This window comes from Paenibacillus sp. NPDC093718, from assembly GCF_050279985.1.
Lineage (GTDB): Bacteria > Bacillota > Bacilli > Paenibacillales > Paenibacillaceae > Paenibacillus_AQ.
In genome coordinates this window covers 207,153-230,864 of sequence record NZ_JBNNUS010000010.1, presented here as the reverse complement: position 1 = coordinate 230,864, position 23,712 = coordinate 207,153, and the positions used below count along the sequence as shown (strand labels likewise).

Annotated in this window: 23 protein-coding genes and 1 riboswitch; of the genes, 21 read left to right on the top strand and 2 right to left on the bottom strand. The window is 51.9% G+C overall.

The window, feature by feature from the left end:
* The first annotated feature begins 111 nt into the window (after nucleotides 1–111).
* Entirely contained in the window at nucleotides 112–1,005 is an 894-nt protein-coding gene (locus ACQKPA_RS26385) for an SDR family oxidoreductase (protein ID WP_427495447.1), read from the top strand.
* Between the two features lie 147 nt (nucleotides 1,006–1,152).
* On the opposite strand, the gene ACQKPA_RS26380 is transcribed toward ACQKPA_RS26385, so the two are convergent.
* Nucleotides 1,153–1,410, bottom strand: a complete 258-nt coding sequence (locus ACQKPA_RS26380; protein ID WP_006208269.1) for a GlsB/YeaQ/YmgE family stress response membrane protein — start codon at nucleotides 1,408–1,410, stop codon at nucleotides 1,153–1,155.
* Between the two features lie 195 nt (nucleotides 1,411–1,605).
* On the opposite strand from ACQKPA_RS26380, the gene ACQKPA_RS26375 reads away from it, so the two are divergent.
* The 12 genes from ACQKPA_RS26375 (at nucleotide 1,606) to ACQKPA_RS26320 (ending at nucleotide 13,324) form a co-directional block, all read left to right on the top strand.
* Nucleotides 1,606–2,340, top strand: coding sequence for an acyl-[acyl-carrier-protein] thioesterase (locus tag ACQKPA_RS26375; RefSeq protein ID WP_427495463.1), 735 nt, complete (start codon nucleotides 1,606–1,608; stop codon nucleotides 2,338–2,340).
* 62 nt (nucleotides 2,341–2,402) lie between these two features.
* Nucleotides 2,403–3,095: a response regulator transcription factor gene (locus ACQKPA_RS26370; RefSeq protein ID WP_427495445.1), complete on the top strand. Its 693-nt coding sequence runs from the start codon at nucleotides 2,403–2,405 to the stop codon at nucleotides 3,093–3,095.
* 9 nt (nucleotides 3,096–3,104) lie between these two features.
* On the top strand, nucleotides 3,105–4,091 hold the full coding sequence (locus ACQKPA_RS26365; RefSeq protein ID WP_427495444.1) for a sensor histidine kinase: 987 nt from the start codon (nucleotides 3,105–3,107) through the stop codon (nucleotides 4,089–4,091).
* Between the two features lie 568 nt (nucleotides 4,092–4,659).
* Nucleotides 4,660–5,430 (top strand): ABC transporter ATP-binding protein, encoded by a 771-nt coding sequence (locus tag ACQKPA_RS26360; RefSeq protein ID WP_427495443.1) that lies wholly within the window; start codon nucleotides 4,660–4,662, stop codon nucleotides 5,428–5,430.
* A complete protein-coding gene (locus ACQKPA_RS26355; RefSeq protein WP_427495442.1) occupies nucleotides 5,405–7,333 on the top strand; it encodes an FtsX-like permease family protein in 1,929 nt (642 codons plus the stop codon). The genes ACQKPA_RS26360 and ACQKPA_RS26355 overlap by 26 nt, the downstream gene beginning before the upstream one ends.
* Before the next feature lie 86 nt (nucleotides 7,334–7,419).
* Entirely contained in the window at nucleotides 7,420–8,241 is an 822-nt protein-coding gene (locus tag ACQKPA_RS26350; protein ID WP_427495441.1) for an MBL fold metallo-hydrolase, read from the top strand.
* Between the two features lie 241 nt (nucleotides 8,242–8,482).
* Nucleotides 8,483–8,935 carry an N-acetyltransferase family protein gene (locus ACQKPA_RS26345; protein WP_427495440.1) on the top strand — a complete coding sequence of 151 codons (453 nt, stop codon included), beginning with the start codon at nucleotides 8,483–8,485 and terminating at the stop codon, nucleotides 8,933–8,935.
* A gap of 480 nt (nucleotides 8,936–9,415) precedes the next feature.
* Nucleotides 9,416–11,551 (top strand): DNA topoisomerase III, encoded by a 2,136-nt coding sequence (locus ACQKPA_RS26340; RefSeq protein WP_427495439.1) that lies wholly within the window; start codon nucleotides 9,416–9,418, stop codon nucleotides 11,549–11,551.
* Nucleotides 11,552–11,653: 102 nt separating this feature from the next.
* Nucleotides 11,654–11,791, top strand: a complete 138-nt coding sequence (locus ACQKPA_RS26335) for a hypothetical protein (RefSeq protein ID WP_181469949.1) — start codon at nucleotides 11,654–11,656, stop codon at nucleotides 11,789–11,791.
* 230 nt (nucleotides 11,792–12,021) lie between these two features.
* Complete coding sequence (locus ACQKPA_RS26330) at nucleotides 12,022–12,285, top strand: DUF1294 domain-containing protein (protein ID WP_076325616.1); 264 nt, start codon at nucleotides 12,022–12,024, stop codon at nucleotides 12,283–12,285.
* Between the two features lie 138 nt (nucleotides 12,286–12,423).
* Entirely contained in the window at nucleotides 12,424–12,858 is a 435-nt protein-coding gene (locus ACQKPA_RS26325; RefSeq protein WP_427495438.1) for a universal stress protein, read from the top strand.
* 187 nt (nucleotides 12,859–13,045) lie between these two features.
* A complete protein-coding gene (locus ACQKPA_RS26320) occupies nucleotides 13,046–13,324 on the top strand; it encodes a winged helix-turn-helix transcriptional regulator (RefSeq protein WP_427495437.1) in 279 nt (92 codons plus the stop codon).
* A 52-nt stretch (nucleotides 13,325–13,376) separates the two neighbouring features.
* Here ACQKPA_RS26320 and ACQKPA_RS26315 read toward each other — a convergent pair whose 3' ends face one another.
* On the bottom strand, nucleotides 13,377–13,988 hold the full coding sequence (locus tag ACQKPA_RS26315; protein ID WP_427495436.1) for a histidine phosphatase family protein: 612 nt from the start codon (nucleotides 13,986–13,988) through the stop codon (nucleotides 13,377–13,379).
* A 527-nt stretch (nucleotides 13,989–14,515) separates the two neighbouring features.
* Nucleotides 14,516–14,617, top strand: a riboswitch (purine riboswitch).
* Nucleotides 14,618–14,812: 195 nt separating this feature from the next.
* On the opposite strand from ACQKPA_RS26315, the gene purE reads away from it, so the two are divergent.
* The 8 genes from purE (at nucleotide 14,813) to purF (ending at nucleotide 23,642) form a co-directional block, all read left to right on the top strand.
* Nucleotides 14,813–15,298 (top strand): 5-(carboxyamino)imidazole ribonucleotide mutase, encoded by a 486-nt coding sequence (gene purE, locus ACQKPA_RS26310; RefSeq protein WP_427495435.1) that lies wholly within the window; start codon nucleotides 14,813–14,815, stop codon nucleotides 15,296–15,298.
* The gene (gene purK, locus ACQKPA_RS26305) at nucleotides 15,295–16,482 is read left to right on the top strand and encodes a 5-(carboxyamino)imidazole ribonucleotide synthase (RefSeq protein ID WP_427495433.1); all 1,188 of its coding nucleotides are present in this window, start codon (nucleotides 15,295–15,297) and stop codon (nucleotides 16,480–16,482) included. Before purE ends, purK begins: the two co-directional genes overlap by 4 nt.
* A gap of 3 nt (nucleotides 16,483–16,485) precedes the next feature.
* Nucleotides 16,486–17,781: an adenylosuccinate lyase gene (gene purB, locus ACQKPA_RS26300; protein ID WP_113061551.1), complete on the top strand. Its 1,296-nt coding sequence runs from the start codon at nucleotides 16,486–16,488 to the stop codon at nucleotides 17,779–17,781.
* Nucleotides 17,782–18,077: 296 nt separating this feature from the next.
* Complete coding sequence (locus tag ACQKPA_RS26295) at nucleotides 18,078–18,968, top strand: phosphoribosylaminoimidazolesuccinocarboxamide synthase (RefSeq protein ID WP_427495432.1); 891 nt, start codon at nucleotides 18,078–18,080, stop codon at nucleotides 18,966–18,968.
* Between the two features lie 50 nt (nucleotides 18,969–19,018).
* Nucleotides 19,019–19,264 (top strand): phosphoribosylformylglycinamidine synthase subunit PurS, encoded by a 246-nt coding sequence (gene purS / locus ACQKPA_RS26290; protein WP_427495431.1) that lies wholly within the window; start codon nucleotides 19,019–19,021, stop codon nucleotides 19,262–19,264.
* A gap of 4 nt (nucleotides 19,265–19,268) precedes the next feature.
* Complete coding sequence (purQ, locus tag ACQKPA_RS26285; protein ID WP_100540297.1) at nucleotides 19,269–19,958, top strand: phosphoribosylformylglycinamidine synthase subunit PurQ; 690 nt, start codon at nucleotides 19,269–19,271, stop codon at nucleotides 19,956–19,958.
* The gene (gene purL / locus ACQKPA_RS26280; protein WP_427495430.1) at nucleotides 19,936–22,179 is read left to right on the top strand and encodes a phosphoribosylformylglycinamidine synthase subunit PurL; all 2,244 of its coding nucleotides are present in this window, start codon (nucleotides 19,936–19,938) and stop codon (nucleotides 22,177–22,179) included. Before purQ ends, purL begins: the two co-directional genes overlap by 23 nt.
* A complete protein-coding gene (gene purF, locus ACQKPA_RS26275) occupies nucleotides 22,164–23,642 on the top strand; it encodes an amidophosphoribosyltransferase (RefSeq protein ID WP_427495429.1) in 1,479 nt (492 codons plus the stop codon). Before purL ends, purF begins: the two co-directional genes overlap by 16 nt.
* Nucleotides 23,643–23,712: the final 70 nt, after the last annotated feature.

The window sequence follows — 23,712 nt, the reverse complement described above, 5'->3', positions numbered from 1 at the left end:
ATCTGTAGAAGATAATTGTATTGTAGCACGGATATAAGACAAGGGATGTCATATATGACTGATACGATAAGGATGTTGCGAATATTCAGTATACAGGTTGGAGGTTACGCTATGAATCAGAATGAGCATAAGCCATTACAAGGTAAAGTAGCCGTCGTTGCCGGAGCGACCCGTGGGGCTGGCCGCGCCATTGCGGTGATGCTGGGTGCAGCAGGGGCAACGGTGTATTGCACGGGACGGAGTGTACGAGGTCAGGTATCGGATATCAAGCGGTCTGAGACGATTGATGACACGGCGGATATGGTGACGGCGCGGGGTGGAATCGGCATCGCCGTGCAATGTGACCATACCGTGGAGGAGCAGGTCAAGGCATTGTTTGAACGGATTCGCGAGGAGCAGCAAGGACGGCTGGACATCCTCGTTAACGATATATGGGGAGGCGAGAACCTCACGCACTGGAATATCCCGTTCTGGGAGCAGTTTCTGTCCGATGGATTGCTGATGCAGGAGCGGGCGGTTACCACACACATGATCACAAGTTATTACGGTGTTCCGCTGATGGTGGACAGCGGCGGGGGATTGGTCATTGAAGTTACGGATGGATCTACGTATCGGTATCGCGGGAACCTGTACTACAGCCTGGCAAAAATTTCGGCGATCCACCTGGCTGCTGCCATGGCGGAAGAGTTGCGTCCCTATCAGGTAACAGCGCTGTCCGTTACACCAGGATTTCTGCGTTCCGAACAAATGCTGGATCACTTTGGCGTGACGGAAGTCAATTGGCAGGATGCCGCAGCGCAAGAGCCGCATTTCATCGAGTCGGAGACCCCGTATTTTCTGGCGCAGGGCATAGCTGCGCTGGCAGCCGATCCGAATGTAGCCGACAAGAGCGGCAAGGCACTCACCAGCTGGGATTTGTCGGATGAATACGGATTTAGCGACATCGATGGCCGCAGGCCACATTGGGGCAATTATGCGAAGAAGCAAGGACTTCCTCTTTTATAAAAAGAAGGATCATGTAAAACAGGGTGACCTACCGCCATGATGGCGAATAGGTCACCCTGTTTGGTTGTGGAATTACCGCTGCGTAATCTGAATGGTGGCAGTTGCCGGTAAATCGTACCATGAAAGCCTTAATTCTGTTCAATCAAGTTAGGAACGGCCGCGTCTCATCGAACCCATGATCAGGCTGACGATAAAGACAAGCACCACGGCACCGATCAGAGCAGGCAGGATGAAGAATCCTCCCATTTCCGGTCCCCATGATCCGAGCAGAAGTCCACCAAGCCAAGCACCGACAAAACCAGCAATGATGTTACCGATGATACCGCCGGGAATGTCTCTGCCCATAATCAAGCCTGCAATCCAACCAATGATCCCACCAACGATTAATGACCAAAGAAAACTCATTGTTAATCACCTCGTATAAGTTATAGTTGTTTGTGCCTTACTATTAACCAAAGACGTGACTTTTAAACCGGATGATGACAAAATCACATTTTTCCAGCAGACAAAATATCGTGTCGTTCTTTGATAAATGCGGGGCTTTTGATTATGCTTGAATTATCGTTAGGTGATAATAATAAAGGAGCTGGCATGGGACTCATGGTTGAGAAATGGACTGAAGAATATACAATTCAATCGGTTGATGCGGATTTTAAAGGGGATTGCCGTTGGTCTTCGCTGCTCAGTATTTTGCAAAGAGCGGCTGACCGGCATATTGAGGCGCTCGGGATCAGTCGCGAGGAGATGATCGAGCGGGGAATGGGCTGGATGCTGATAACCCTTGAGCTTGATATGCAGCGGATGCCAAGGGATATGGACACTGTAGATGTTGACACCTGGAGCCGCGGGTCCAAAGGAGCGCTGTGGCACCGGGATTATCGGATAAAGAACGGCGATGGAGAAATGCTTGGCGAAGCCCGCTCGGTATGGGCGCTGGTGGATATCCATAAACGGAAAATTTTGCGTCCGTCCATGTTTCCATATGAGGTGCCGATCGGTGAGGAAACAGTTGGAGAACTGCCAAGCAAAGCCGTATTACCGGAAGGTGTACAGCTGGAAGAGGCTTATACGTACATGGTCCGGTACAGCGGAATCGATACGAATGGTCATTTGAATAATGCCCGTTATGCAGACCTGTGCTTTGACGTGCTGAGTGAGCAGGAGCTTCGGGAAGGGCAAGTGACCGGCTTCAAGATTACATATCATAACGAGGCCAGGCTGAAGGATACGATGCTGATCAGACGTTCGGCGGAAGAGAACAACAGGGTGTATGTGCAGGGCATATCGCCGGACGGAACCAACTTTTTTGAAGCGGCTATCGTTAGAGAATCATAAACCATCAGGCGAATTCTTTCGGAAGGGAAAGAGCGGCCTGACGCTTCGTGGAGGGTGAACGGATGTACAAAATCATGATTGTTGAGGATGACCCCAAGCTGGCGGGGCTGCTGCAATCGCATATCGAACGGTACGGAAATGATGGAACCATCATCGAGGATTTCGATCATGTGCTGGAGCGATTCCATGAGATAAAGCCGCATATTGTTCTGCTCGACGTGAATCTGCCAAGCTTTGACGGCTATTATTGGTGCCGCCAGATCAGGTCGGTATCGACCTGTCCAATTATTTTCATATCCGCTCGGAACGGGACTCCCGATCAGTTACGGGCGTTGGAGAACGGCGCGGATGATTATATCACCAAGCCGTTTGCTTACGATATCGTCATCGCCAAGATCCACAGCCAGCTTCGACGGGTATACGGCGATTATGCAGCAGCATCCGCCGAGCGTACGGTTGAGAAGGACGGGCTGGTCCTGTATCCCGAACGGATGGAGCTGATCCTTGAGGACCGGACATCCATACTCACCAAAAAAGAATCCATTCTCCTGGAGACGCTGCTCAGCCGGAGCCCCCGGCTGGTCACGCGCGAGACGATTCTGGAGAAGCTGTGGGATGATACGTTCGTTGACGATAATACGCTCAGCGTGAATATTAACCGGGTGCGCAAACGGCTTGCGGAGTTAGGGATTGAGAATGCGCTGGAAACGGTCCGTGGCTCAGGGTATCGCCTGCACACGGTTTGGAAGAGGTAAGGGAACGCTATGAAAAAGCTGTTTTGGCGTGAGCAACTACCCTTGATACTATTTACGGTCGCCGAGTTGTTTGTGGTGGTGCTCGTATTCTGGTATGACGGTTATGATCATCCGGTGACAGCGGCCTATGCCGTTTTCCTCGGTCTGACCATTCTGGGCGGATACTTGGCATTCCGGTACTTCACGCACCGGGATTTCTACGAGCGGCTGTCGCAGCCTATCAGGTCGCTGGAGGAATCGATCAAGCATAATGAATCGGCCCCGCTGCCCACAGCCCTTAGCGAGCTCATGGAAGAGCAATACCGTCAATACCGCACGGTCATGGAGGAGTGGGAGCGCCGGCGGAAAGAGCATATGATCTTCATGAATCAATGGGTACATCAGATGAAAACGCCGCTGTCCGTCATTGAGGTGATCACGCAAGAGGATGATAACGATTCCTTCAAGAGTATATCCGAAGAGTCCGACCGGATTCGGCGCGGGCTTGAGATGGTGCTTTACATGTCCAGGCTCGAAACCTTTGAACAGGATTTCAGCGTGGAGCCTGTGAAGCTCCATCAGATTGCAGTCGATGCAGTTCACGAGAACAAGCGCTACTTTATTCACAGCCATGTGTATCCGGAAGTCCGGATCGATCCGGACCTCTTCGTCCAGACGGATGCCAAGTGGCTTCGGTTCATCATGCTGGAGCTGCTGTCCAACGCCGTCAAATATTCCGCCGGTACCGGCCTTAAAGTGACGATCCAAGCCCACCGGAGCAAGGATCACCGACATGTTGTTCTGGATTTCACGGATCGCGGGATGGGGATACCCAAATCCGACATGAAGCGGGTGTTCGACCCGTTCTATACCGGGGAAAACGGACGCAAGCTGAAGGAATCCACCGGCATGGGCTTATATCTCGTCAAGGAGGTCGTTCATAAAATGAACCACCAAATCGAGCTGGAATCCGAGCAGGGGAAAGGAACGACCGTGAGGTTGATTTTTTCGGGGTGAGACTGGCAATAAGAGTCCTGTTGGCGTCTGACTGGCTAAGGCTTAAGATGTCGAGTAAGTTGTTGGTTGTTTTAAGATCGAGATGACGGTCTGGATGAAGCCGAGTAGGGTCAGTCAGACTATATCTAAGTTATTCATAGATTATGAAGCGTACAGTAAATTACCTAAATACTTTATGAGAGCACCTTATCTGGGGTAAAAGATGGTTGTTGAAACATCATGAAGCCCTGAGATAAGGTTCTTTCTTTTGTTTTAAATCATGAGTAGGCATCGTCACGCACCAGCGAAAAGAGGACGAAACGATTCCGAAGAAGCGAAGCGGTCGCCTTTGCCCCCGAATTTTTACCACAGCGTAATCGTTCAGAAAAATTCGGGGGCAACAGCGATCGTAGGAACGTTACGTACTCGAAGCGGCCTTAGAATCACAACCGTGACGTACTCTGAGTGGGTCTGCGCATGAATCTTACACCGATGTAAGATTGGTGAAAGAGTGATCGATAGGAGAAGCTCCGCCGGATGCTATACACTAACCTTACAAGATCTGAATAACGAAGGTGAGGTTTACAAGATGGAAATACTAAACGTGCGCAATCTGGGTAAAGTCTACAAGGCCGCGGTGTCCCACGAGGCGCTTTCCAATATCAATCTGAGCATCAACGAAGGGGAATTCGTTGGCATCATGGGACCATCCGGGAGCGGGAAAACGACGCTGCTTAACATGATATCCACCATCGACCGTCCCACATCCGGGGAGATCCACATTGGCGGGGAAGATCCATTCCGTTTATCCGAGGACAAACTCGCGATGTTTCGCCGCCGTGAGCTCGGATTTGTCTTTCAGTCCTTCAACCTGCTGAATACGCTGACGGTGAAGGAGAACATCCTGCTGCCCTTGGCGCTGGACGGGGTGGATCTGGACGAGATGAATCGCAGGGTGGGTATATTGGCCGAGAAGCTGGGCATCACATCGATTCTGGATAAGCGGACTTACGAAATATCGGGGGGACAGGCGCAGCGGACGGCCGTAGCACGGGCGATGATCCATGTACCGAAGCTGGTCCTGGCCGATGAACCGACGGGGAACCTGGACTCCAAATCGGCGCGCGACGTCATGGAGATTATGGACCGGAGAAACAAAGAGGACAAAGTGACGATGCTGTTGGTCACCCATGATCCGGTTGCTGCAAGCTACTGCAATCGGGTGGTGTTTATCAAGGACGGTCAGTTGTACAACGAAATCACGTACGGTGAGAGCCAGTCGGCCTTTTACCAAAAAATCATCAATGTGCTGTCGCTGCTGGGAGGTTCGGGACATGAATTTTCGCCAGTTCGCCATTAACAATGTCCTGCGCAGCAAGCGCACGTATATCGCCCATTTCCTGAGCAGTGCCTTCTCGGTCATGATTTTCTTCACCTATGGGTTGCTTTCGTTTCACCCGCAGCTGAAGGATGGCCTGGTCTCCTCCAGTGATACCATGTCCATGCTGGGTACGATGGGCATGACGGTATCCCAGTACATTGTGTTTGTTTTTTCGTTCTTTTTCCTGCTGTATTCCGTAGGGGCCTTTATCAAAGTCCGGAAGAAGGAATTCGGCATACTGCTGATTCTCGGAATGTCCCGCAAACAATTGAACCGGATGCTGTTCATCGAAAATATACTGATAGGCGTTGCGGCGATCATAGCCGGGATCGGGACGGGCGTGCTGTTCTCGAAACTGATTCTGTTAATCAGTGCCAAGCTGCTGGCCGTGGATAATGGACTTCCGTTTTATTTTCCGCTCAAAGCGCTTCTTATCACAGCAGCGGCTTATGCCGTCCTGTTCCTGCTCATTGCACTGTGTTCTTCGTTCATGCTGAGGAAGGGTACGCTGCTTGCGCTCGTGAAAGCGGAGGAAAGTCCCAAACCGCAGCCCAAAGCCTCTCCTTGGCTGGCCGTGCTGGCTGTCCTGTTGATTGGTGCCGGATACGGTATGGTTATGGCTTTTGCGATTCTCCAAATCTTTAATTTTATTCTGCTGTTTGGAGGAGTTGTTCTTGTTGTCATCGGCACGTATTTTCTCTTCACCCAGTTCAGCGTATATTTTATGCGGTATCTGCAGAAGAAGGAGCGATTTTTCTTCCGTCGAACCAATCTGCTGACAATCTCGGAGCTCCTGTACAGAATCAAGGACAATGCGGTGATGTTCTTCCTCGTTTCAGTTATCTCGGCATCTGCTTTTACCGGCATCGGGACCACGCTCGCAATCGGAGATCCGGGGCTGTCGGCCATGGAGAATCCTTATGCCTACACATACTCCATGTATGATGAGGACGCTGATAAAGGGAATCGGCATCTTGATATCATCAGGGAGGAGCTTAAAAAAGGCGGATTCGATTATAAGGAGGCGGAGGTTACCCCGATTTTCTCGGATAACGGGGTGAAGCTGGTTAAGCTTAGCCAATATAACCGTCTCATTCAGTCACTGGGTTACCCGGCAGAAACATTAGGCGACCTGGAAGGAATCTTGACGCCGGGAACGGTCTCGGAGAAGAACAGCTACCGAATCAACGGTCCTTTAAATAATCAGTTCGAGGTATTAAACGGCAAGAAATCGGAAATCGTCAAGGTGCTCAAAGCCGAAACGTTCATTGCGGTACCCGCAACCTACGGCGAGACGCTGGTCGTATCTGACCGCTTGTACGAGGATGCGTTGCAGGCACAACAGAATCAGGAGTACGGTTATGCGGCATACCATACGTTTTACGTACAGGATTGGAAGAATACAGGGGATGTATCCAGAGCGATTCTGGATCGTCTCAACGAGAATGAGGACTACAGTTATTATGTAAAATCATTGTATATGGATTGGAAAAGCGCCCAGCAGCAGAACGGCATTCTGCTTATGGTTAGCGGCCTGGTCGGCATTGTGTTCTTCACCTTCGCGGCAAGCTTTGTTTATTTCCGGCTGTATGCGGATCTTGCTCGGGACGAACAGCAGTATCGCATGATTGCTAAGGTCGGCCTCAGTAAAAAAGAGCTTGGCACCATCATTACCAAACAGCTTGTCATTATGTTCTTTTTGCCGATGCTTATCGCACTCATTCATAGCGGCGTTGCCTTCGTAGCCTTGCAGCAGCTGGTAGACTTCTCAATTGTTGGGCACAGTTTGAAGATCTTTATCTTCTTCCTGAGCATACAGGTCATATATTTCTTTATTACTCGGTGGCGTTATCTGGACCGACTCAACAAAATCATTCAGTAAAAATCGCTATTTCTTCGTTGAAAAGTGCCAAAACGGGTATGTTATTACAAGAAGCACTTACAACGAGAAGTGGGGGCGATTCCATTATGAATGATCACAGCATGTTAAAGACGGGTGCAGTAGAGACTGAAGAGATTACCCCGGATATTCTATCCTTGCGTACTGTTATGGTGAACGTACAGATGATCGGTACGCCGGGGACGGGCGACTGGGTACTGATTGATACGGGACTCGGAAATTTTGAAGGGTCCATTGTAGAAGAAGCTGAGAAAAGATTCGGAAAGCCGCCGGTTTGCATTGTGCTCACCCATGGCCATTTCGACCATGTCGGGAATGTGAAGGAATTGGCGGACCGCTGGAGCGTACCTGTCTACGCTCATCGGGATGAACTCCCATTCCTTACGGGAAAAGAAGACTATCCACCAGGAGATCCAAGCGTAGGCGGCGGATTAATGGCCCGCGTTGCCCCGATGTATCCGAACAAAGCCATCGATCTGGGCTCCAGGATACAACCGCTGCCGGAGGACGGCAGCGTGCCTGGGCTTCCCGAGTTCAAATGGCTGCCGACACCGGGCCATAGCCCCGGCCATATTTCTCTGTTCCGCGAAAGGGACCGGGTCCTCATAGCTGGAGATGCGGTCATTACGGTGAAGCAAGAGTCGGCGCAAGCCGTCATCGGACAGGAGAAGGAGCTGCATGGTCCGCCGATGTATTTTACCCCGGATTGGGATCTTGCGCGGGAGTCTGTTCGCCGCCTGTCAAGCTTGAATCCCGGAGTTCTGATCACGGGACACGGAGTTTCGATGCGGGGTGAGGAGCTTACGGCTTCACTCGAACGGTTAGCTCGGGACTTTGACCGTTTGGCCGTTCCCGAGCAAGGTCGGTATGTGGATGAGGAACCAAATTGAATGAGAACGGATCAATCATCCGTTTCATGATATGAACGTTTTATAGGCTGAACGAGACACCGTGAGGGCGATGACCTCGCGGTGTTTTTGTTATATGATGAATATTCAATATGGAAATGATTAACGGAATTATGCGAAAATGAAGGAGACAATAGCAAGTTTTTTTGTAAAATAATGAACTTGCGTGAAGGTTAGTCAGGCATTTCGATACTATTAACAGATCATGGGGTGTGGCGGCTTGATGGAAACGAAACAGAATGTGAGATTGATGGACAAATCGGACCTTGGAGCATGCTCCGAGCTGATGCTCAAGGTCTTTAGCGGCGAACCCTGGTTCGATCAGTGGGACTCCGTGCAGCATGTGCAGCAATATCTCGGGGAATTTATGGACAATCCGGTATTCCTGGGATTTGTTATAGAACAGGATGGTAAGATACTGGGAGCTTCTTTTGGTCATACGAAGAGCTGGTATAGCGGTAAGGAATACTGTATCCAGGAGTATTATATCGATACCGATCTGCAGGGCGGCGGACTAGGTTCGGCATTAATGCATGGCATAAAGGAGTATTTGAAATCGATTAACATTCATTGCATGGTGCTGCTTACGGAAAAGGATCTTCCGGCGGAAAATTTTTATCGGAAACACGGTTTTGAAGAGAAGAAGGATATTATTTTTATGGCCAGCAGGTTTTAGTCGGCGGGATTTATATTGAAAATAGGGGAGCTGTCTTGATGTCGGTGCGTGTTCTTAACTAACCAAATTGTATAGGACTCTGGCTTGTGTTTTGGCAAAAACCCACTTTTTGTGAGGTTTATTTGTCATGGCGCGATGGCCCTACAGTCCACCTGGTTAAGAACACAACAGCCATCCCTTATATATTGACTGTACAGCCGTGCCCCGGGCACGGCTTCCCGCTTGGGGGACAGAAGGTGGACGATGGTTCATGGACTTCTGTCCTTTTTTTATTACTGCAGCACATATGGGGTTACGTGTGTTCTTTTCCAGGGGCAATGCAACTTATGATTATTCTACGATCGAGGATTTGAAAAAGCGTGGCTGTCCGGTATGTGCCAATCCTACGTTCACAAGGCTGGCTAAGAAAACGATCTGACTTATCTTTGTGGAAACAATCGAGGGGAGGTTATAATAGGGGGACAGAGGAAGGGGAGGGCTATGAAAGTATTAGTATTGGCTGAGAAGCCGTCCGTTGCAAAGGAAATTGCCAGAGTAATGGGCAGCCGCGAGAAGCAGAAGAATTATTTTGAAGGACCGAAATATATTGTGACCTGGGCGCTTGGACATCTGGTAGGACTTGCCGAACCCGAGGACTATGATAAGAAGTACCAGACTTGGGTTCTGGAGGATTTGCCGATCCTCCCGGATAACACAAGGCTTAAGGTGCTGAAGGAAACAAGCCACCAGTTCAAGACGGTTCAGCATCTGATGAAGCGCCCGGACGTCGGTGAGATGATTATTGCCACCGATGCAGCCCGTGAAGGGGAGCTGCTTGCACGCTGGATCCTCAAAATGGCGAAGTGGAACAAGCCGTTCAAGCGGCTGTGGATTTCTTCCCAGACGGATAAGGCGATCAAGGAAGGTTTTGCATCACTCAAGCCGGGGCAGCAGTTCGACCGGCTGTATGAGTCCGCACGCTGCCGGGCGGAAGCGGATTGGATGGTTGGACTGAATGTGACGCGTGCGCTGACGACCAAATTTAATGCACAGCTGTCGGCAGGCCGGGTTCAGACGCCAACGCTCGGGATGATCATGGACCGGGAGAAGGAAATCGTAAATTTCCGCTCTCAGGAATATGAGACGCTGCAGGCGGATCTTGGGAATTTTGAGGTTTCGTGGCGTCCGGCCGGCGGAGACGGTCGTCTATTCGAAAAGGATAAGGCGGCCAAGCTGAAGCAGAAGCTGGAGGGCAGCACCGGTAAAATCGTCAGCGTGAAAAAGAGCGAGAAAACCGAGCCGCATCCGCTGGCCTATGATTTGACCGAATTACAGCGGGATGCCAACCGCCGATTCGGGTTCTCGGCCAAGCAGACCTCGAACGTGCTGCAGCGCCTGTATGAGCAGCATAAGCTAGTCACCTATCCGCGTACGGACAGCCGTTACCTGACATCCGATATGGTCGGAACGTTGAAGGAGAGGCTGTCGAGCATCGCGATCGGGCCCTATGCCTCCATTGCACGTCCGCTGCTGCGCAAGAATATATCGCCGGGCAAACGGCTCGTGGATGACAGCAAGGTTACGGACCACCATGCCATCATTCCGACCGAACAGACCGTGCTGCTGAATCAACTGTCGGTGGATGAGCGCAAGCTGTACGATCTTATCGTACGCCGGTTCATCAGTTTGTTCTATCCTCCTGCCCGCTACGATAACGTATCGGTTACCGTTCAGATTGAGGGGGAGCAGCTCTACGCGAAAGGGACTACGATCAAGGACAGCGGCTGGCGCGAGGTTTACGGCGGCGATTATGATGATGACGCTGACGACGAGCAGGACGATGTTCAGGGCCAGTCTTCAGGCAAGCTCCTGCCGGAGCTGCGAGAAGGAGAGTCGGTGAAGGTGGTCCGCTGCGTGCTGAAACCGGGACGCACCCAGCCGCCGAAGCGTTATAACGAGGCGGCGCTGCTTTCCCAGATGGAGAAGCACGGCCTTGGAACCCCTGCGACTCGGGCTGATATCATCGAGAAGCTGGTTAGCTCGGATACAATCGAACGGCAGGGGCAAACCCTCCATCCGACAGGCAAAGGCAAGCAGCTGATCGAGCTTGTCGCTCCAGAACTTAGAACACCGGAGCTCACGGCACGCTGGGAGGCCGAGCTCGAACGGATCGCGAAGGGGCAAGGCAAGCCGGAACCGTTCTTGCGTGGAATCCGGGACATGACCAAGAAGCTGGTCACGGATGTGAAGGGAAGCGAAGCGGAGTACAAACCGCATAATGTCTCGAACAGCCACTGTCCGGATTGCGGGACAAGACTGCTGGAGAAGAAGACCAAGCGCGGCAAGCTGCTTGTCTGCCCGAGTGACGATTGCGGATACAAGCGTTCAGGCGAGAAGCGTCTGTCCAATCGCCGCTGTCCGCAGTGCCACAAGAAGATGGAGATGAAAGAAGGCAAGGCGGGGCTGTTCGTGCAGTGCCTGGGCTGCGGCATTACGGAAACGCTGAAGAAGGATGCCAAGCATGTGAACAAACGCGAGGAGCGGAAGCTCGTTCAGCAATATAGCAAACAGGAGTCGATCGGTTCGAACCTGGGTGACCTGTTAAAGGCGGCCCTTGAGCAGAAGGGGAAGGAATAATCTGCATAAGGCATCTCCCAATTGCTTGAAAAGCGATTTTCTTGCCGTCGCTAGCATAACCTCGGGTAGAATGGCTCATTCTACGGACAGGGGGTGATTTGCATGCCGAATCATAAAGCAAGAAAAAGCGAAAACCAGCAGAACAAATCAAGCATTCTTGAGGAGAGCAAGACCCTCAAACCGAAAAAGGCTGCAGACTATGTTCCGAGCCTGAATGAAATATCCAAGAATGAATCATAAGTTTTGAGTAGTGGTTGAGCATGGCCTGGTTGTCATTATGCCGGACACGGGTTCGTTGGAATTATGACGTCGGCCGTGTCCTAATAATGGCATTGATCGATGGGCATGATCTAAGATTACTTAGCCGGCATTGTCTTCATTAGCCTGCGGTTTTATAATAGCGGTAGAACGTAAAGCGAATGGCTGATTGGGGAAGATCGATCAGTTGGAATGGGGGTGCGTGAACCAACGTGAGACCTGCACTGATCGTTTGGTTTATTTTTATCAATGCGGTAGCCTACCTGGTCATGTCGGAGGATAAGCGGCGTGCCCGAATGGGGCGGGATCGGGTTCCGGAGAGAACGCTGTTTCTGCTGGCTGCCATAGGCGGGGCCTTGGGGGTATGGATTGCCATGTACCGCAAGCGTCATAAAACGAGGCATTTATCATTTAAACTGGGCGTGCCGCTGTTGTTAGTCGTGAATGTCGCGCTCTACACGTACTTCTGGGGATAAGTCTGTTTAATTTGAACTACATAGGAATATCTCAGCGAGTCAGCAAGCTCGTTTCATATCGGTATGAAGTGGTTTAATAATAAGTAGTAGGTCTTTTAACTGTAGTAGGTCTCTTAACTATAGAAAGAGGTGGCCTGTATGCTTTTTACTAAAATTCTTCTAGCTTACGACGGCTCCAAAGCAGCGAATAAAGCGCTCGGAGGTGCGGTTGAACTTGCCAAGGTAACGCCGGGAGCTATGCTGGATGTCATTCATGCTTACGATTTTCCGCGTTTCTTCGTTGGGGAAGGGCTTGCCCCGATTCCAGCTTCACTTAATAAAGATGTCTACGATCTTGCTGTGCAGACGACAGAGGAAATCCGCGAGCGGATTGAGAAGTCAGGCGTCACCGGCCAAGTGGAGATGATCCAGGGGCCTCCGGCTGAAGTCATTCTGGAGTATGCGAATCAGAACGGCAATGACCTGATTATCATCGGCAGCCGCGGTCTTGGCGGCATCCGCGAGTTCGTACTGGGCAGCGTCAGCCATAATGTAGTGCAGCATGCAAAGATTCCGGTACTTGTAGTAAAATAAATTGTTGGGACGCTTAGGCGTCCCTTTTTTATAGAGATAAGAAAGTTTAACGTCAGAGGCTCCCTATTCTTAACTCGGAGAATAAACTTCCGTTAAAGCCATTTTCAGAGAAAGTACGTCGAGGACATATTTCTTTTAACAGCGGTTCGTGAGGAGGGTAGGTGCTTTGTTGTTAGAGGAGGTTCGTATGGAAATTTATGTTCTAATTATATTAGTTGTACTGGTCGGTCTTATGGTCTCCAGCCGAATGACGGCGATGGAGAAGCGAATGAAACAGCAGCAGAACACGTTAAATCAAATCGCAAACCAACTAGGAATACCCGAGCCGCCGGTTCATGATCATGTCAGACAGCTGCTGGCCGACGGGCAGGATATTAAAGCGATTAAAATTGTAAGGGAAGAATTAGGATTGTCTTTGGTTGAAGCCAAACAATATGTAGATACAATCAAGTATGGCGAGCAGTAAACTATGCTTTTTTCAGTGAACAGGGCGTGATGGGAAAGGCAGTTTCTTTCGGTTATAGATGAGGTGTTGCATTCTCCAGGGTAAGTTCCCAACGCCCGCCGCGGTATTCAATCTTGTGCAGCCCGGTATTTGCCGCCGGGAAGAACGGGTTCTTATTACTCCATGCCATATCCTTCATCATATGGTAAATGATATTGATAACCCCGCCGTGAGTGACAACCAACACATTCTCATGATCGTTAACTGCAAGCTGATCCTGGCATAACCTCGTGAAGGTTTTCTTAATCCGCGCAAAATTCTCCCGGGGGCTCTCACCGCCAGGGTATCTTTCGTCCATCCGTAAGCTGGAAAAATACAACCCGGGAAATTTTTCTTCCGCTAAAGAGTTGGGTATTCCAGCAAGCAGACCGTTATTCATTTCCCTCCAACCCTCAGAGTTACGAAATGGGAGGCCAAGCTTATCGGCAATGATGGCAGCAGTCTGATAGGCTCTCTGCAGATCGCTGCACACGATCCGGTGGATATTAAAATCATGTTTGTATTCGTTCAAGTATTGCCCCAGCTTCTCCGCTTGCCTGATCCCTTCGTCTATGAGCCCGCGCTGACTCCACCCTCCACGGTCCCCTTCTTCATCTTGACCATGCCTTACAAGATAGATCGTCATCGGTTCCTCCTAAGAAATAGATTCTGTTTGCGCGTTCAAATATAAATGTCGGACAATAAGATTTCGACATCCGCCCTCATCTTCCTTGTAAGTAATTACAATTAAAGAGCAGAATACGGTCTTATTTTATTCTGCGATAATACTTTTCCCTTACCCTCTATGCAGCAGCAAAAAAACTCGTTGAATATGCTCCAGCGGAGCGGACGAATCGTGGATGGAGAAGCGCCAGCGTTCGCCTTTAAACACGGGAAACAACCCTGTATTGTTCAATCCAGTTTCCCGTGTTTAACAGCGATCGGAATCACGATGCGTCAGCGCAGCGACCGCCAGTGCTCCACATGCACAGCTTGTCATCTTCGACAGATGCCCACCCCAATCTCCAAGAAGTTTTTGCTGCTGTATGCTGACTCCCTAGATACGAACATTAATTTTTCAGTAAATCCGATTGTTCGTGTTTAGGTTGACATTTGGTGTCAGAAATTGATAAACTGAGGATGTTGAGGTTCAAAACAACTTATAAAGCGTGATTGATGAAATTTAATATTTCTCGTATAAAGCCGGGGATATGGCCCGGAAGTCTCTACCCGGAAACCGTAAATTTTCGGACTACGAGGGAATACAAACGGTGCGGCTACGACGGGGCTTGGTTTTATGTTTGCCTCTTTGGCGGCGGATGCGCAAGACTCTTCTGCTTGACGCAGGCAGCAGCGTTCGTAATCCTTGTATGTCCGAGACCTGCACAGCTTTTGTGTTTACGGGATCGGACTTTTTTTTCAGCAGTTAACCATACTATAGTCGAATTTCGAAGAAAGCGGGGGTAACTCATGAGAGCACAAGTAGGAGTCATTATGGGAAGCCAATCAGATTGGGATACGATGTCCCATGCATGCCAGGTGCTAGACGAGCTTGAAATTCCATATGAGAAAAAAGTCGTATCCGCTCACCGGACGCCGGACCTGATGTTCCGTTATGCCGAGGAAGCGGAAGGCCGGGGGCTTCGCGTCATTATCGCCGGAGCTGGCGGGGCCGCTCATCTGCCCGGAATGGTCGCTTCGAAGACGGTATTGCCGGTTATTGGCGTTCCGGTTAAATCGAAAGCGCTGAAGGGGCTGGATTCATTGTTGTCGATCGTGCAGATGCCGGGCGGCATTCCGGTAGCAACCGTAGCGATCGGTAAAGCGGGAGCCACTAACGCCGGATTGCTCGCAGCCCAGATTTTGGGCACTTTGGATGCAGGGATTCGGGAAAGAGTGCAAGCGCGCCGGGACCGTATCCGTGACGAAGTGCTGGAAAGCAGCGATAACCTATGATGGGGAACGGAGCACAGCAGACGAAGGTCTCTAGCAAAAAGCTACTGCCAGGTTCCGTCATTGGCGTGCTTGGCGGCGGCCAGCTCGGACGAATGATCGCGCTGGACGGGATCCGGATGGGATATTCGTTCGTCACCCTCGATCCGACGCCGAACTCCCCGCTTGGCCAGATGGCTGAGCAGGTTACGGCCCGTTATGACGATGTGGAGGCTGCCCGGCAGCTCGCGGCGAAAGCCGATGTCATTACGTACGAATTCGAAAATGTCGATGCGGGCGTGGCCCAGCTTCTGGAGGAGCAGTCTTATGTTCCCCAGGGAAGCAAGCTGCTGTACACCACGCAGCACCGCTTGCGCGAGAAGGCCGCGATTGAAGCGGCCGGTGTGCCGGTTGCGCCGTATCGTGAAATAACAAGCTTGGAAGATTTACAGTCCGCCGCCTTTGAACTTGGACTTCCGTGCGTGCTTAAGACCGCCATGGGAGGTTATGATGGTAAAGGGCAAGCGGTTCTCCGCAGCGAAGATGAGCTGGAATCAGCCTACAAAGAGCTGGCTGCCAGTGGGACGGAGCTGGTATTGGAGAAGTTCGTGAAGTTCGCGTGCGAGATCTCCGTGATTACGGCGCGTACGCCCAGCGGCATCGTGAAGAGCTTTCCCCCGGCAGAGAACGTGCACGTCAACAATATTTTGCACTTGTCGATTGTGCCTGCTCGCGTGACGAGCGAAGTAAAGCGCAAAGCATGCCAGCTCGCGGAACGCGTGGCTGAAGGTTTGGAAGCTGTTGGCCTGCTGGCTGTCGAGATGTTTGTGACCGAGGATGGGGAACTGTATGTGAATGAGCTTGCACCTCGTCCGCATAACTCGGGTCACTACACGATGGAGGCATGCTCAACCTCTCAATTCGAGCAGCATGTGAGAGCGATCTGCGATCTGCCGCTCGGGGACACAACGCTGCTGAGCCCGGTCGTTATGGTGAACCTCCTGGGACAGCATCTGGAGGAAGCGGTACGGCGTTTTGGAGAGCACGACGCGCTTGCAGAGTCTCTCGGCGTTGTGCCTAAGCTTCATCTATACGGCAAGAGCGAATCGAAGTTTAACCGCAAGATGGGACATATCAACCTCTTGTGCGGGGATGTCGATGACGCGCTCGAATGGGTAGAGAAAATGAATATTTGGAGGCAGGATTAAACGATGATTGAACGTTACAGCAGACCGGAAATGCGGGCGATTTGGACCGAGGAGAACAAATTCAGAGCATGGCTGGAAGTGGAATTGTGCGCATGCGAGGCATGGGCGGATCTCGGCGTCATTCCGAAGGAAGATACCGTTAAGCTGCGCCAGAACGCAACCTTTAATATGGATCGGATTTATGAAATCGAGCAGGAAACCCGCCATGATGTCATCGCTTTTACCCGTGCGGTGTCGGAAAGTCTTGGCGAGGAGCGCAAATGGGTCCACTACGGTTTGACTTCGACGGATGTGGTGGATACCGCGATGGGATATCTGCTCAAGCAAGCCAACGATATTTTGGAACAGGACATCCTGCGTTTTATTGGCATTTTGAAAGAAAAGGCACTGGCCTACAAGCATACCCCGATGATGGGCAGAACGCATGGCGTGCATGCAGAGCCGACAACCTTCGGTTTGAAAATGGCGCTGTGGCATGAAGAAATGATCCGCAACCTGGAGCGCTTCCGCCATGCGGCCGACGGCGTGCAGTACGGCAAAATTTCCGGAGCCGTTGGAACGTATGCCAACATCGATCCTTCGGTTGAAGAATTCGTCTGCCGTAAGCTTGGCACGAAGCCGGCGCCGATCTCGACCCAGACGCTGCAGCGCGACCGTCATGCGGAATACATGGCAACACTTGCGCTCATCGCTACTTCGCTCGAGAAGTTCGCTACCGAAGTTCGCGCACTCCAGAAGAGTGAGGTTCGCGAGGTCGAAGAGGCATTCGCCAAGGGACAAAAAGGCTCCTCTGCGATGCCGCATAAACGCAATCCGATCGGTTCGGAGAACATTTCGGGTCTTGCGCGCGTCATTCGCGGCCACATGGTTTCCGCTTACGAGAACGTGTCGCTCTGGCATGAGCGGGATATTTCCCACTCCTCGGTAGAACGTATCATCCTGCCGGACGCTACGATGCTGCTGAACTACATGCTGAACCGCTTCGGCAACATCGTGAAGAACCTGACGGTCTTCCCGGAGAACATGAAGCGCAACATGGCTCGCACGTTCGGCGTTCCTTTCTCGGGCCGGATCATGACGAAGCTGATCGACAAGGGCTTCAGCCGCGAGCAAGCGTACGACACCGTTCAGCCTCGGGCCATGCAGGCATGGGAAGAGCAGCGTCAATTCCGCGAGATCGTGGAATCCACGCCTGAGATCACCGAGGTGCTCAGCGCCGAAGAGATCGAAGATGCATTTAATCCAAGCTGGCACCTGAAGCATGTGGATACGATTTTTGCCAAGCTGGGGTTGGAGTAGGGTTAGAAACGGATTAATCCACATTCATATAAGCTCTAGAGAAGATCATTTTCTACAACGGAGAAGGCGGAATTGTTTTGGAGAAGCGCCAGCGGTCCCCTTTGCCCCCGGATTTCAATCTTTGTATCATATTTTCAAGGAAATCTGGGGGCAACAGGGATCGGAAAAATAATCCGCATTCGTAGTGATGAACAAGCCACAAACGCTCTGTTGAGATAAAATCATCCGTCAGAAATATAGGGAGCGACAGTTAATCAAGCAAGCTAAGCTAAATGTCGTCCCAAGGGGAGGAACACATGACATTACCGGCATTATCGACCGCCACTCATCTGGTCAACGTACCGCTGCTGTACAAGGGCAAGGTTCGTGAACTGTACGACCTGGGCGAGCACGTACTCATTGTAGTAACCGACCGCATTTCCGCTTTTGACTATGTGCTGGAGCCGCCTGTACCGGCCAAGGGAACCGTGCTCAACAAGCTGAGCGCCTTCTGGTTTGAACAAACGAAGCAGCTTATCAGCAATCATGTCGTGCACACGGACGTGAACCTCCTAGGCGATGCCATCAAAGACAAGGAGCTGCTGGATGGACGAATCATGGTGTGCCGCAAAGCCGAGCGCATCGATATCGAATGCGTGGTGCGCGGGTACATCACCGGCGGAGGCTGGAGGCAGTATCAGTCCTCGGGAGAGGTCAACGGCATTAAACTGCCGGAGGGCCTGCGCAAGAATGAGGCTTTTCCGGAGCCGATCTTCACGCCGGCGGCCAAGAACGATATCGGTCATGACGAGGACATCCCGCTATCCCGCATGAAGGAGCTTGTCGGCGAGGAGATGGCGCTGCAGCTGCAGGACAAAAGCCTGATGCTGTACAAGTTCGCCCGCGATTATTGCAGCAAGCACGGCATTATTTTGGCCGATTGCAAGTTTGAGTTCGGTTTAATCGATGGAGAGATCATTCTGATCGACGAGATCTTCACGCCGGATTCCTCCCGTTTCTGGGATGAGAAGAATTACGCGCTAGACATTGAGATTGACAGTATGGATAAGGAGCCTGTCCGCACGTATCTCGCTTCGTCCGATTGGGATAAGAACAGTGAGCCGGATCCCCTGCCGCAGGCCGTGGTGGAGGAGACGACGCGCCGCTACAGCGATATTTACAGTCGAATCACGGGTGTAAGCCTGTAAAGCTTTTATAAACCATTTCATTCATATATACCGAGGAGGAACAGGATACAATGTTGAAAGCAAAGGTCTACGTCACGATTAAGCAGAGCGTATTGGACCCTCAAGGGGTAGCGGTGCAAGGTGCACTTCATTCGATAGGGTACAAGGAAGTGGAAAGCCTGCGGATCGGTAAATATATGGAACTTGAGCTGGCTACGGACAACCGTGAGGAAGCCGAGCTGCGAGTGAAAGAAATGTGCGAGAAGCTTCTGGCCAATACGGTGGTTGAGAACTACCGTTATGAATTGGAGGGCTAAACCAATGAGATTTGCAGTGCTGGTCTTTCCTGGCTCCAATTGTGATATTGACTGTTATAAGGCGGTAGAAGAGACGATTGGTCAGCCGGTGGATTATGTGTGGCATACGGCTACGGACCTTTCTCCATATGATTGCATTTTGGTACCCGGAGGATTCTCCTATGGAGATTATCTCCGGTGTGGTGCGATTTCCCGATTCGCCCCGGTTATGAGCGAAGTGGCAAAGGCGGCGGAAGAGGGCAAGTATATTCTTGGCATCTGCAACGGATTTCAGATTTTGACGGAAGCCGGACTCCTTCCCGGAGCTCTGCGCCGCAACGATTCGATGAAATTCCGCTGCCATGACACGGTGCTCAAAGTGAACAATAATACAACGCCGTTTACGCGCGATTACGCGGAGGGGCAAGAGATTGTCATTCCGATCGCGCATGGCGAGGGCAACTATTACTGTGATGAAGAAACACTTCAAAAGCTCCGGGACAACCGGCAAATCGTATTTACGTATCAAAACAATCCGAACGGCTCGATCGAGGATATCGCAGGCATCTGCAACGAGCGGGGCAACGTAATCGGCATGATGCCGCATCCGGAGCGCGCAGTCAGCAGCCTGCTCGGCTCGGATGACGGGAAAGCAATGTTTACATCCATATTACAGGCATGGAGGGATACTCATGGCGCAGCAAACGTCCGTTAAGGAACCGACAGCAGAACAGATCGCAGAGCATCAGATTTACAAGCAAATGGGAGTTTCGGACAGCGAGTATGAGCTGATCTGTTCCTTCATGGGACGCAAGCCGAATTACACGGAAATCGGCGTATTCAGTGTCATGTGGTCCGAGCATTGCGCCTACAAAAATTCCAAGCCGCTGCTTCGTCGTTTCCCGACAAGCGGCCCGCGCGTCCTGATGGGACCGGGCGAGGGTGCCGGGATCGTTGATATCGGCGACAACCAAGCGGTTGTATTCAAAATCGAAAGTCATAACCATCCGTCCGCTGTAGAGCCTTATCAAGGCGCAGCCACGGGCGTTGGCGGTATTATCCGCGATATTTTCTCCATGGGGGCAAGACCGGTAGCAATTCTGAATTCGCTTCGTTTCGGCAAGCTCGAGAGCGATCGCGTTAAATATTTGTTTGAGCACGTGGTATCCGGCATTGCCGGTTACGGCAACTGCATCGGGATCCCGACGGTAGGCGGCGAGGTTGTATTCGACGAAAGTTATGAAGGCAATCCGCTGGTCAATGCGATGTGCGTCGGCGTTATCGACCATGATAAGATTCAGCGCGGCGTTGCAAAAGGGGTAGGCAATCCGGTCTTCTATGTCGGGCCTCCAACTGGCCGCGATGGCATCCACGGCGCAACCTTCGCTTCCGTTGAGCTGACGGAGGAATCCGAAGCGAACCGTACGGCCGTTCAGGTCGGCGATCCGTTCATGGAGAAACTTGTGATGGAATCCTGCCTTGAGCTGATTGATTCCGGCATCGTGCTGGGCATTCAGGATATGGGCGCGGCTGGATTGACTTGCTCCAGTGCGGAAATGGCAAGTAAAGCAGGCAACGGCCTTGAGCTGTACCTGGACCAAGTGCCTCAGCGCGAAGAAGGCATGACGCCTTATGAAATGATGCTGTCGGAGTCCCAGGAACGGATGCTGTTCGTGGTTGAGCCGAAGCATGAGGAGCAAGCGCGTGAAATCTTCGAACGCTGGGGCGTTATCTGCGCCAAAGTCGGCAAAGTGACGGACGATGGCCGCCTGAAGCTGATCCACCACGGTGAGGTGGTAGGCGACATGCCGGTTAAAGCGCTCGTAGACGAATGCCCGATCTATAACAAACCATCCCAAGAACCGGCTTATTACAAAGAGCAGGCTGCGGTGGATACGCTTCGTTATGAAGAAGTGAAGGATCTGGGTGGTGCCCTCAAGAAGGTGCTCGGTTCGCCAAGCCTTGCAAGCAAAGCATGGGTATACAACCAATATGATTATATGGTTCGCACCAGCACGGCCGTTCGTCCGGGTTCGGATGCTGCTGTCGTAACGGTGCATGGAACGCGCAAAGCCCTGGCGATGACAACGGACTGCAACGGACGTTACGTCTACCTCGACCCTGAGCTTGGCGGCAGAATCGCGGTTAGCGAAGCAGCGCGCAATATCGTATGCTCCGGCGCGGAGCCGCTGGCGATTACGGATAACCTGAACTTCGGAAGCCCGGAGAAGCCAGAAATTTTCTGGCAGATGGAAAAAGCCGTGGACGGCATGGCGGAAGCTTGTAATGTGCTTGAAACGCCGGTCATCGGCGGAAATGTGAGTCTCTACAACGAGAATGCCAAAGGCGCGATTTATCCGACGCCTGTTGTCGGCATGGTCGGTCTGATCCATGATACGGATCATATTACGACACAAGGCTTCAAGGCGGAAGGCGATGCCATCTACGTTCTGGGTGATACCCGTGCGGAACTGGGCGGCAGCGAGTTCCAAGCGATCATTCACGGAGTGTCGGAAGGCAGACCGCCTGAACTGAACCTGGGTACTGAGAAGAAATTGCTCGGCGGCGTACTGAAGGCCATCCAGTCCGGTCTGGTACAATCCGCGCATGACGTGTCGGAGGGGGGACTTGCAGCCGCGCTGGCGGAGAGCTGCATCAGCGGCAACGTTGGGGCGAGCGTGCAATGGTCAACCGATCTGCGTAACGACGTAGCGCTCTTTAGCGAGAGCCAATCCCGGATCGTGCTGTCGGTGTCCCCTGATCATAAGAACGCGCTGGAGAAGCTCCTGCAAGAAGCGGGCGTTCCATTTACCGCGCTTGGCGTAGTCGGCGGAAACAAGCTTAGCATTAACATTAACGGTGCTTCTGCGCTGGAAGAATCCGTGGAGGCTTTGAAATCCGTCTGGGAGGATGCCATTCCATGTCTCATGAACTGATACCCGAAGGACTGTGGACAGGGGATTACTACAATGAGGGAACAGGTCAGAGCGATATTTTCGATACTTTAAAAGAAGAGTGCGGCGTATTCGGGGTGTTTGGGCATCCCGATGCCGCCTCCCTTTCCTATTACGGGCTTCACGCCCTCCAGCACCGCGGCGAAGAAAGCGCAGGAATCTGCGTAGCCGACGGCGAGAATTTCAATTATCACCGCGGGATGGGACTTGTAAAAGAAGTGTTTGATAAAGACAAGCTGGAATCGTTGAAGGGCAGCATGTCGATCGGGCATGTCCGTTATTCGACCAGCGGGGACAGCAGACTGACGAATGCGCAGCCGCTTGTTTTTAAATATCGTGAGGGCAATCTGGCGATTGCTACGAACGGAAACATCGTCAATGAGCCGAAGCTTCGGCGCGAGCTGGAGATGGAAGGCTCCATTTTTCAGACGACCAGCGATACGGAAGTCATTGCGCATCTGATCGCACGTTCGCCGAAGGATTTTGTCGAGGCTGCCAAGGATGCCTTGCAGCGTCTGGTGGGCGGGTTTGCTTTTCTGCTCATGACCAATGACAAGCTGCTCGTCGCCTCGGATCCGAACGGACTCCGTCCGCTCACGATGGGTCGACTGGGCGATGCGTATATCTTCACTTCGGAGACCTGCGCGCTTGAAGTCATCGGGGCGGAAGCGATCCGAGATGTTGCTCCCGGGGAGCTGCTGATCCTCGATCGGAACGGGCTTCGGGAAGAACGGTATACGGAAGCGGGACGCAAAGCGTTGTGCGCCATGGAATATATTTATTTCTCCCGTCCGGACAGCGATCTGAACGGCTCCAACCTGCATTCGGCCCGCAAACGGATGGGCAGCAAGATGGCCCTGGAATCGTTCGTGGATGCGGATGTCGTTACAGGCGTACCGGATTCCAGCATCTCGGCCGCTATCGGTTATGCCGAGCAAACGGGCATTCCTTATGAGCTGGGATTGATCAAGAATAAATATACGGGCCGGACGTTCATTCAGCCGAGCCAGGAGCTGCGCGAGCAGGGCGTGAAGATGAAGCTGAGCGCGGTACGGCGCGTGGTCGAAGGCAAACGTGTGGTCATGATCGATGACTCTATCGTACGGGGAACCACGTCCCGCCGGATCGTCAATCTGCTTCGCGAAGCCGGCGCAACCGAAGTGCATGTGCGGATTACGTCGCCGCCGTTCAAAAACCCTTGCTTCTACGGCATCGATACGCCGGACCGCAGGGAGCTGATCGCCTCCGAGAAAAGCGTCGAGGAAATCTGCCGGGAGATCAACGCGGATTCCTTGTCGTTCCTGAGTCCGGAGGGCCTCATATCCGCCATTGGCGGTTATGATGAGCACAGCCCGAAAGGCGGCTTGTGCATGGCATGCTTTGATAATGATTACCCGACGCAGATTGATTTTAACGGGGAAGAGAAGATGGGCTGCAGCTGCTGATTCTGCGCAGCGGACAGCCATTTTTTCTCGGATACACCTCTTTAAGCTGGTTATTGATTAAGCCCATAAA

Bases quoted from the DNA above. Each gene is read 5' to 3' on its own strand.
- ACQKPA_RS26385 (WP_427495447.1), top strand. From the start codon at position 112: ATGAATCAGAATGAGCATAAGCCATTACAAGGTAAAGTAGCCGTCGTT.
- ACQKPA_RS26380 (WP_006208269.1), bottom strand. From the start codon at position 1,410: ATGAGTTTTCTTTGGTCATTAATCGTTGGTGGGATCATTGGTTGGATT.
- ACQKPA_RS26375 (WP_427495463.1), top strand. From the start codon at position 1,606: ATGGTTGAGAAATGGACTGAAGAATATACAATTCAATCGGTTGATGCG.
- ACQKPA_RS26370 (WP_427495445.1), top strand. From the start codon at position 2,403: ATGTACAAAATCATGATTGTTGAGGATGACCCCAAGCTGGCGGGGCTG.
- ACQKPA_RS26365 (WP_427495444.1), top strand. From the start codon at position 3,105: ATGAAAAAGCTGTTTTGGCGTGAGCAACTACCCTTGATACTATTTACG.
- ACQKPA_RS26360 (WP_427495443.1), top strand. From the start codon at position 4,660: ATGGAAATACTAAACGTGCGCAATCTGGGTAAAGTCTACAAGGCCGCG.
- ACQKPA_RS26355 (WP_427495442.1), top strand. From the start codon at position 5,405: ATGAATTTTCGCCAGTTCGCCATTAACAATGTCCTGCGCAGCAAGCGC.
- ACQKPA_RS26350 (WP_427495441.1), top strand. From the start codon at position 7,420: ATGAATGATCACAGCATGTTAAAGACGGGTGCAGTAGAGACTGAAGAG.
- ACQKPA_RS26345 (WP_427495440.1), top strand. From the start codon at position 8,483: ATGGAAACGAAACAGAATGTGAGATTGATGGACAAATCGGACCTTGGA.
- ACQKPA_RS26340 (WP_427495439.1), top strand. From the start codon at position 9,416: ATGAAAGTATTAGTATTGGCTGAGAAGCCGTCCGTTGCAAAGGAAATT.
- ACQKPA_RS26335 (WP_181469949.1), top strand. From the start codon at position 11,654: ATGCCGAATCATAAAGCAAGAAAAAGCGAAAACCAGCAGAACAAATCA.
- ACQKPA_RS26325 (WP_427495438.1), top strand. From the start codon at position 12,424: ATGCTTTTTACTAAAATTCTTCTAGCTTACGACGGCTCCAAAGCAGCG.
- ACQKPA_RS26320 (WP_427495437.1), top strand. From the start codon at position 13,046: ATGGAAATTTATGTTCTAATTATATTAGTTGTACTGGTCGGTCTTATG.
- ACQKPA_RS26315 (WP_427495436.1), bottom strand. From the start codon at position 13,988: ATGACGATCTATCTTGTAAGGCATGGTCAAGATGAAGAAGGGGACCGT.
- purE (WP_427495435.1), top strand. From the start codon at position 14,813: ATGAGAGCACAAGTAGGAGTCATTATGGGAAGCCAATCAGATTGGGAT.
- purK (WP_427495433.1), top strand. From the start codon at position 15,295: ATGATGGGGAACGGAGCACAGCAGACGAAGGTCTCTAGCAAAAAGCTA.
- purB (WP_113061551.1), top strand. From the start codon at position 16,486: ATGATTGAACGTTACAGCAGACCGGAAATGCGGGCGATTTGGACCGAG.
- ACQKPA_RS26295 (WP_427495432.1), top strand. From the start codon at position 18,078: ATGACATTACCGGCATTATCGACCGCCACTCATCTGGTCAACGTACCG.
- purS (WP_427495431.1), top strand. From the start codon at position 19,019: ATGTTGAAAGCAAAGGTCTACGTCACGATTAAGCAGAGCGTATTGGAC.
- purQ (WP_100540297.1), top strand. From the start codon at position 19,269: ATGAGATTTGCAGTGCTGGTCTTTCCTGGCTCCAATTGTGATATTGAC.
- purL (WP_427495430.1), top strand. From the start codon at position 19,936: ATGGCGCAGCAAACGTCCGTTAAGGAACCGACAGCAGAACAGATCGCA.
- purF (WP_427495429.1), top strand. From the start codon at position 22,164: ATGTCTCATGAACTGATACCCGAAGGACTGTGGACAGGGGATTACTAC.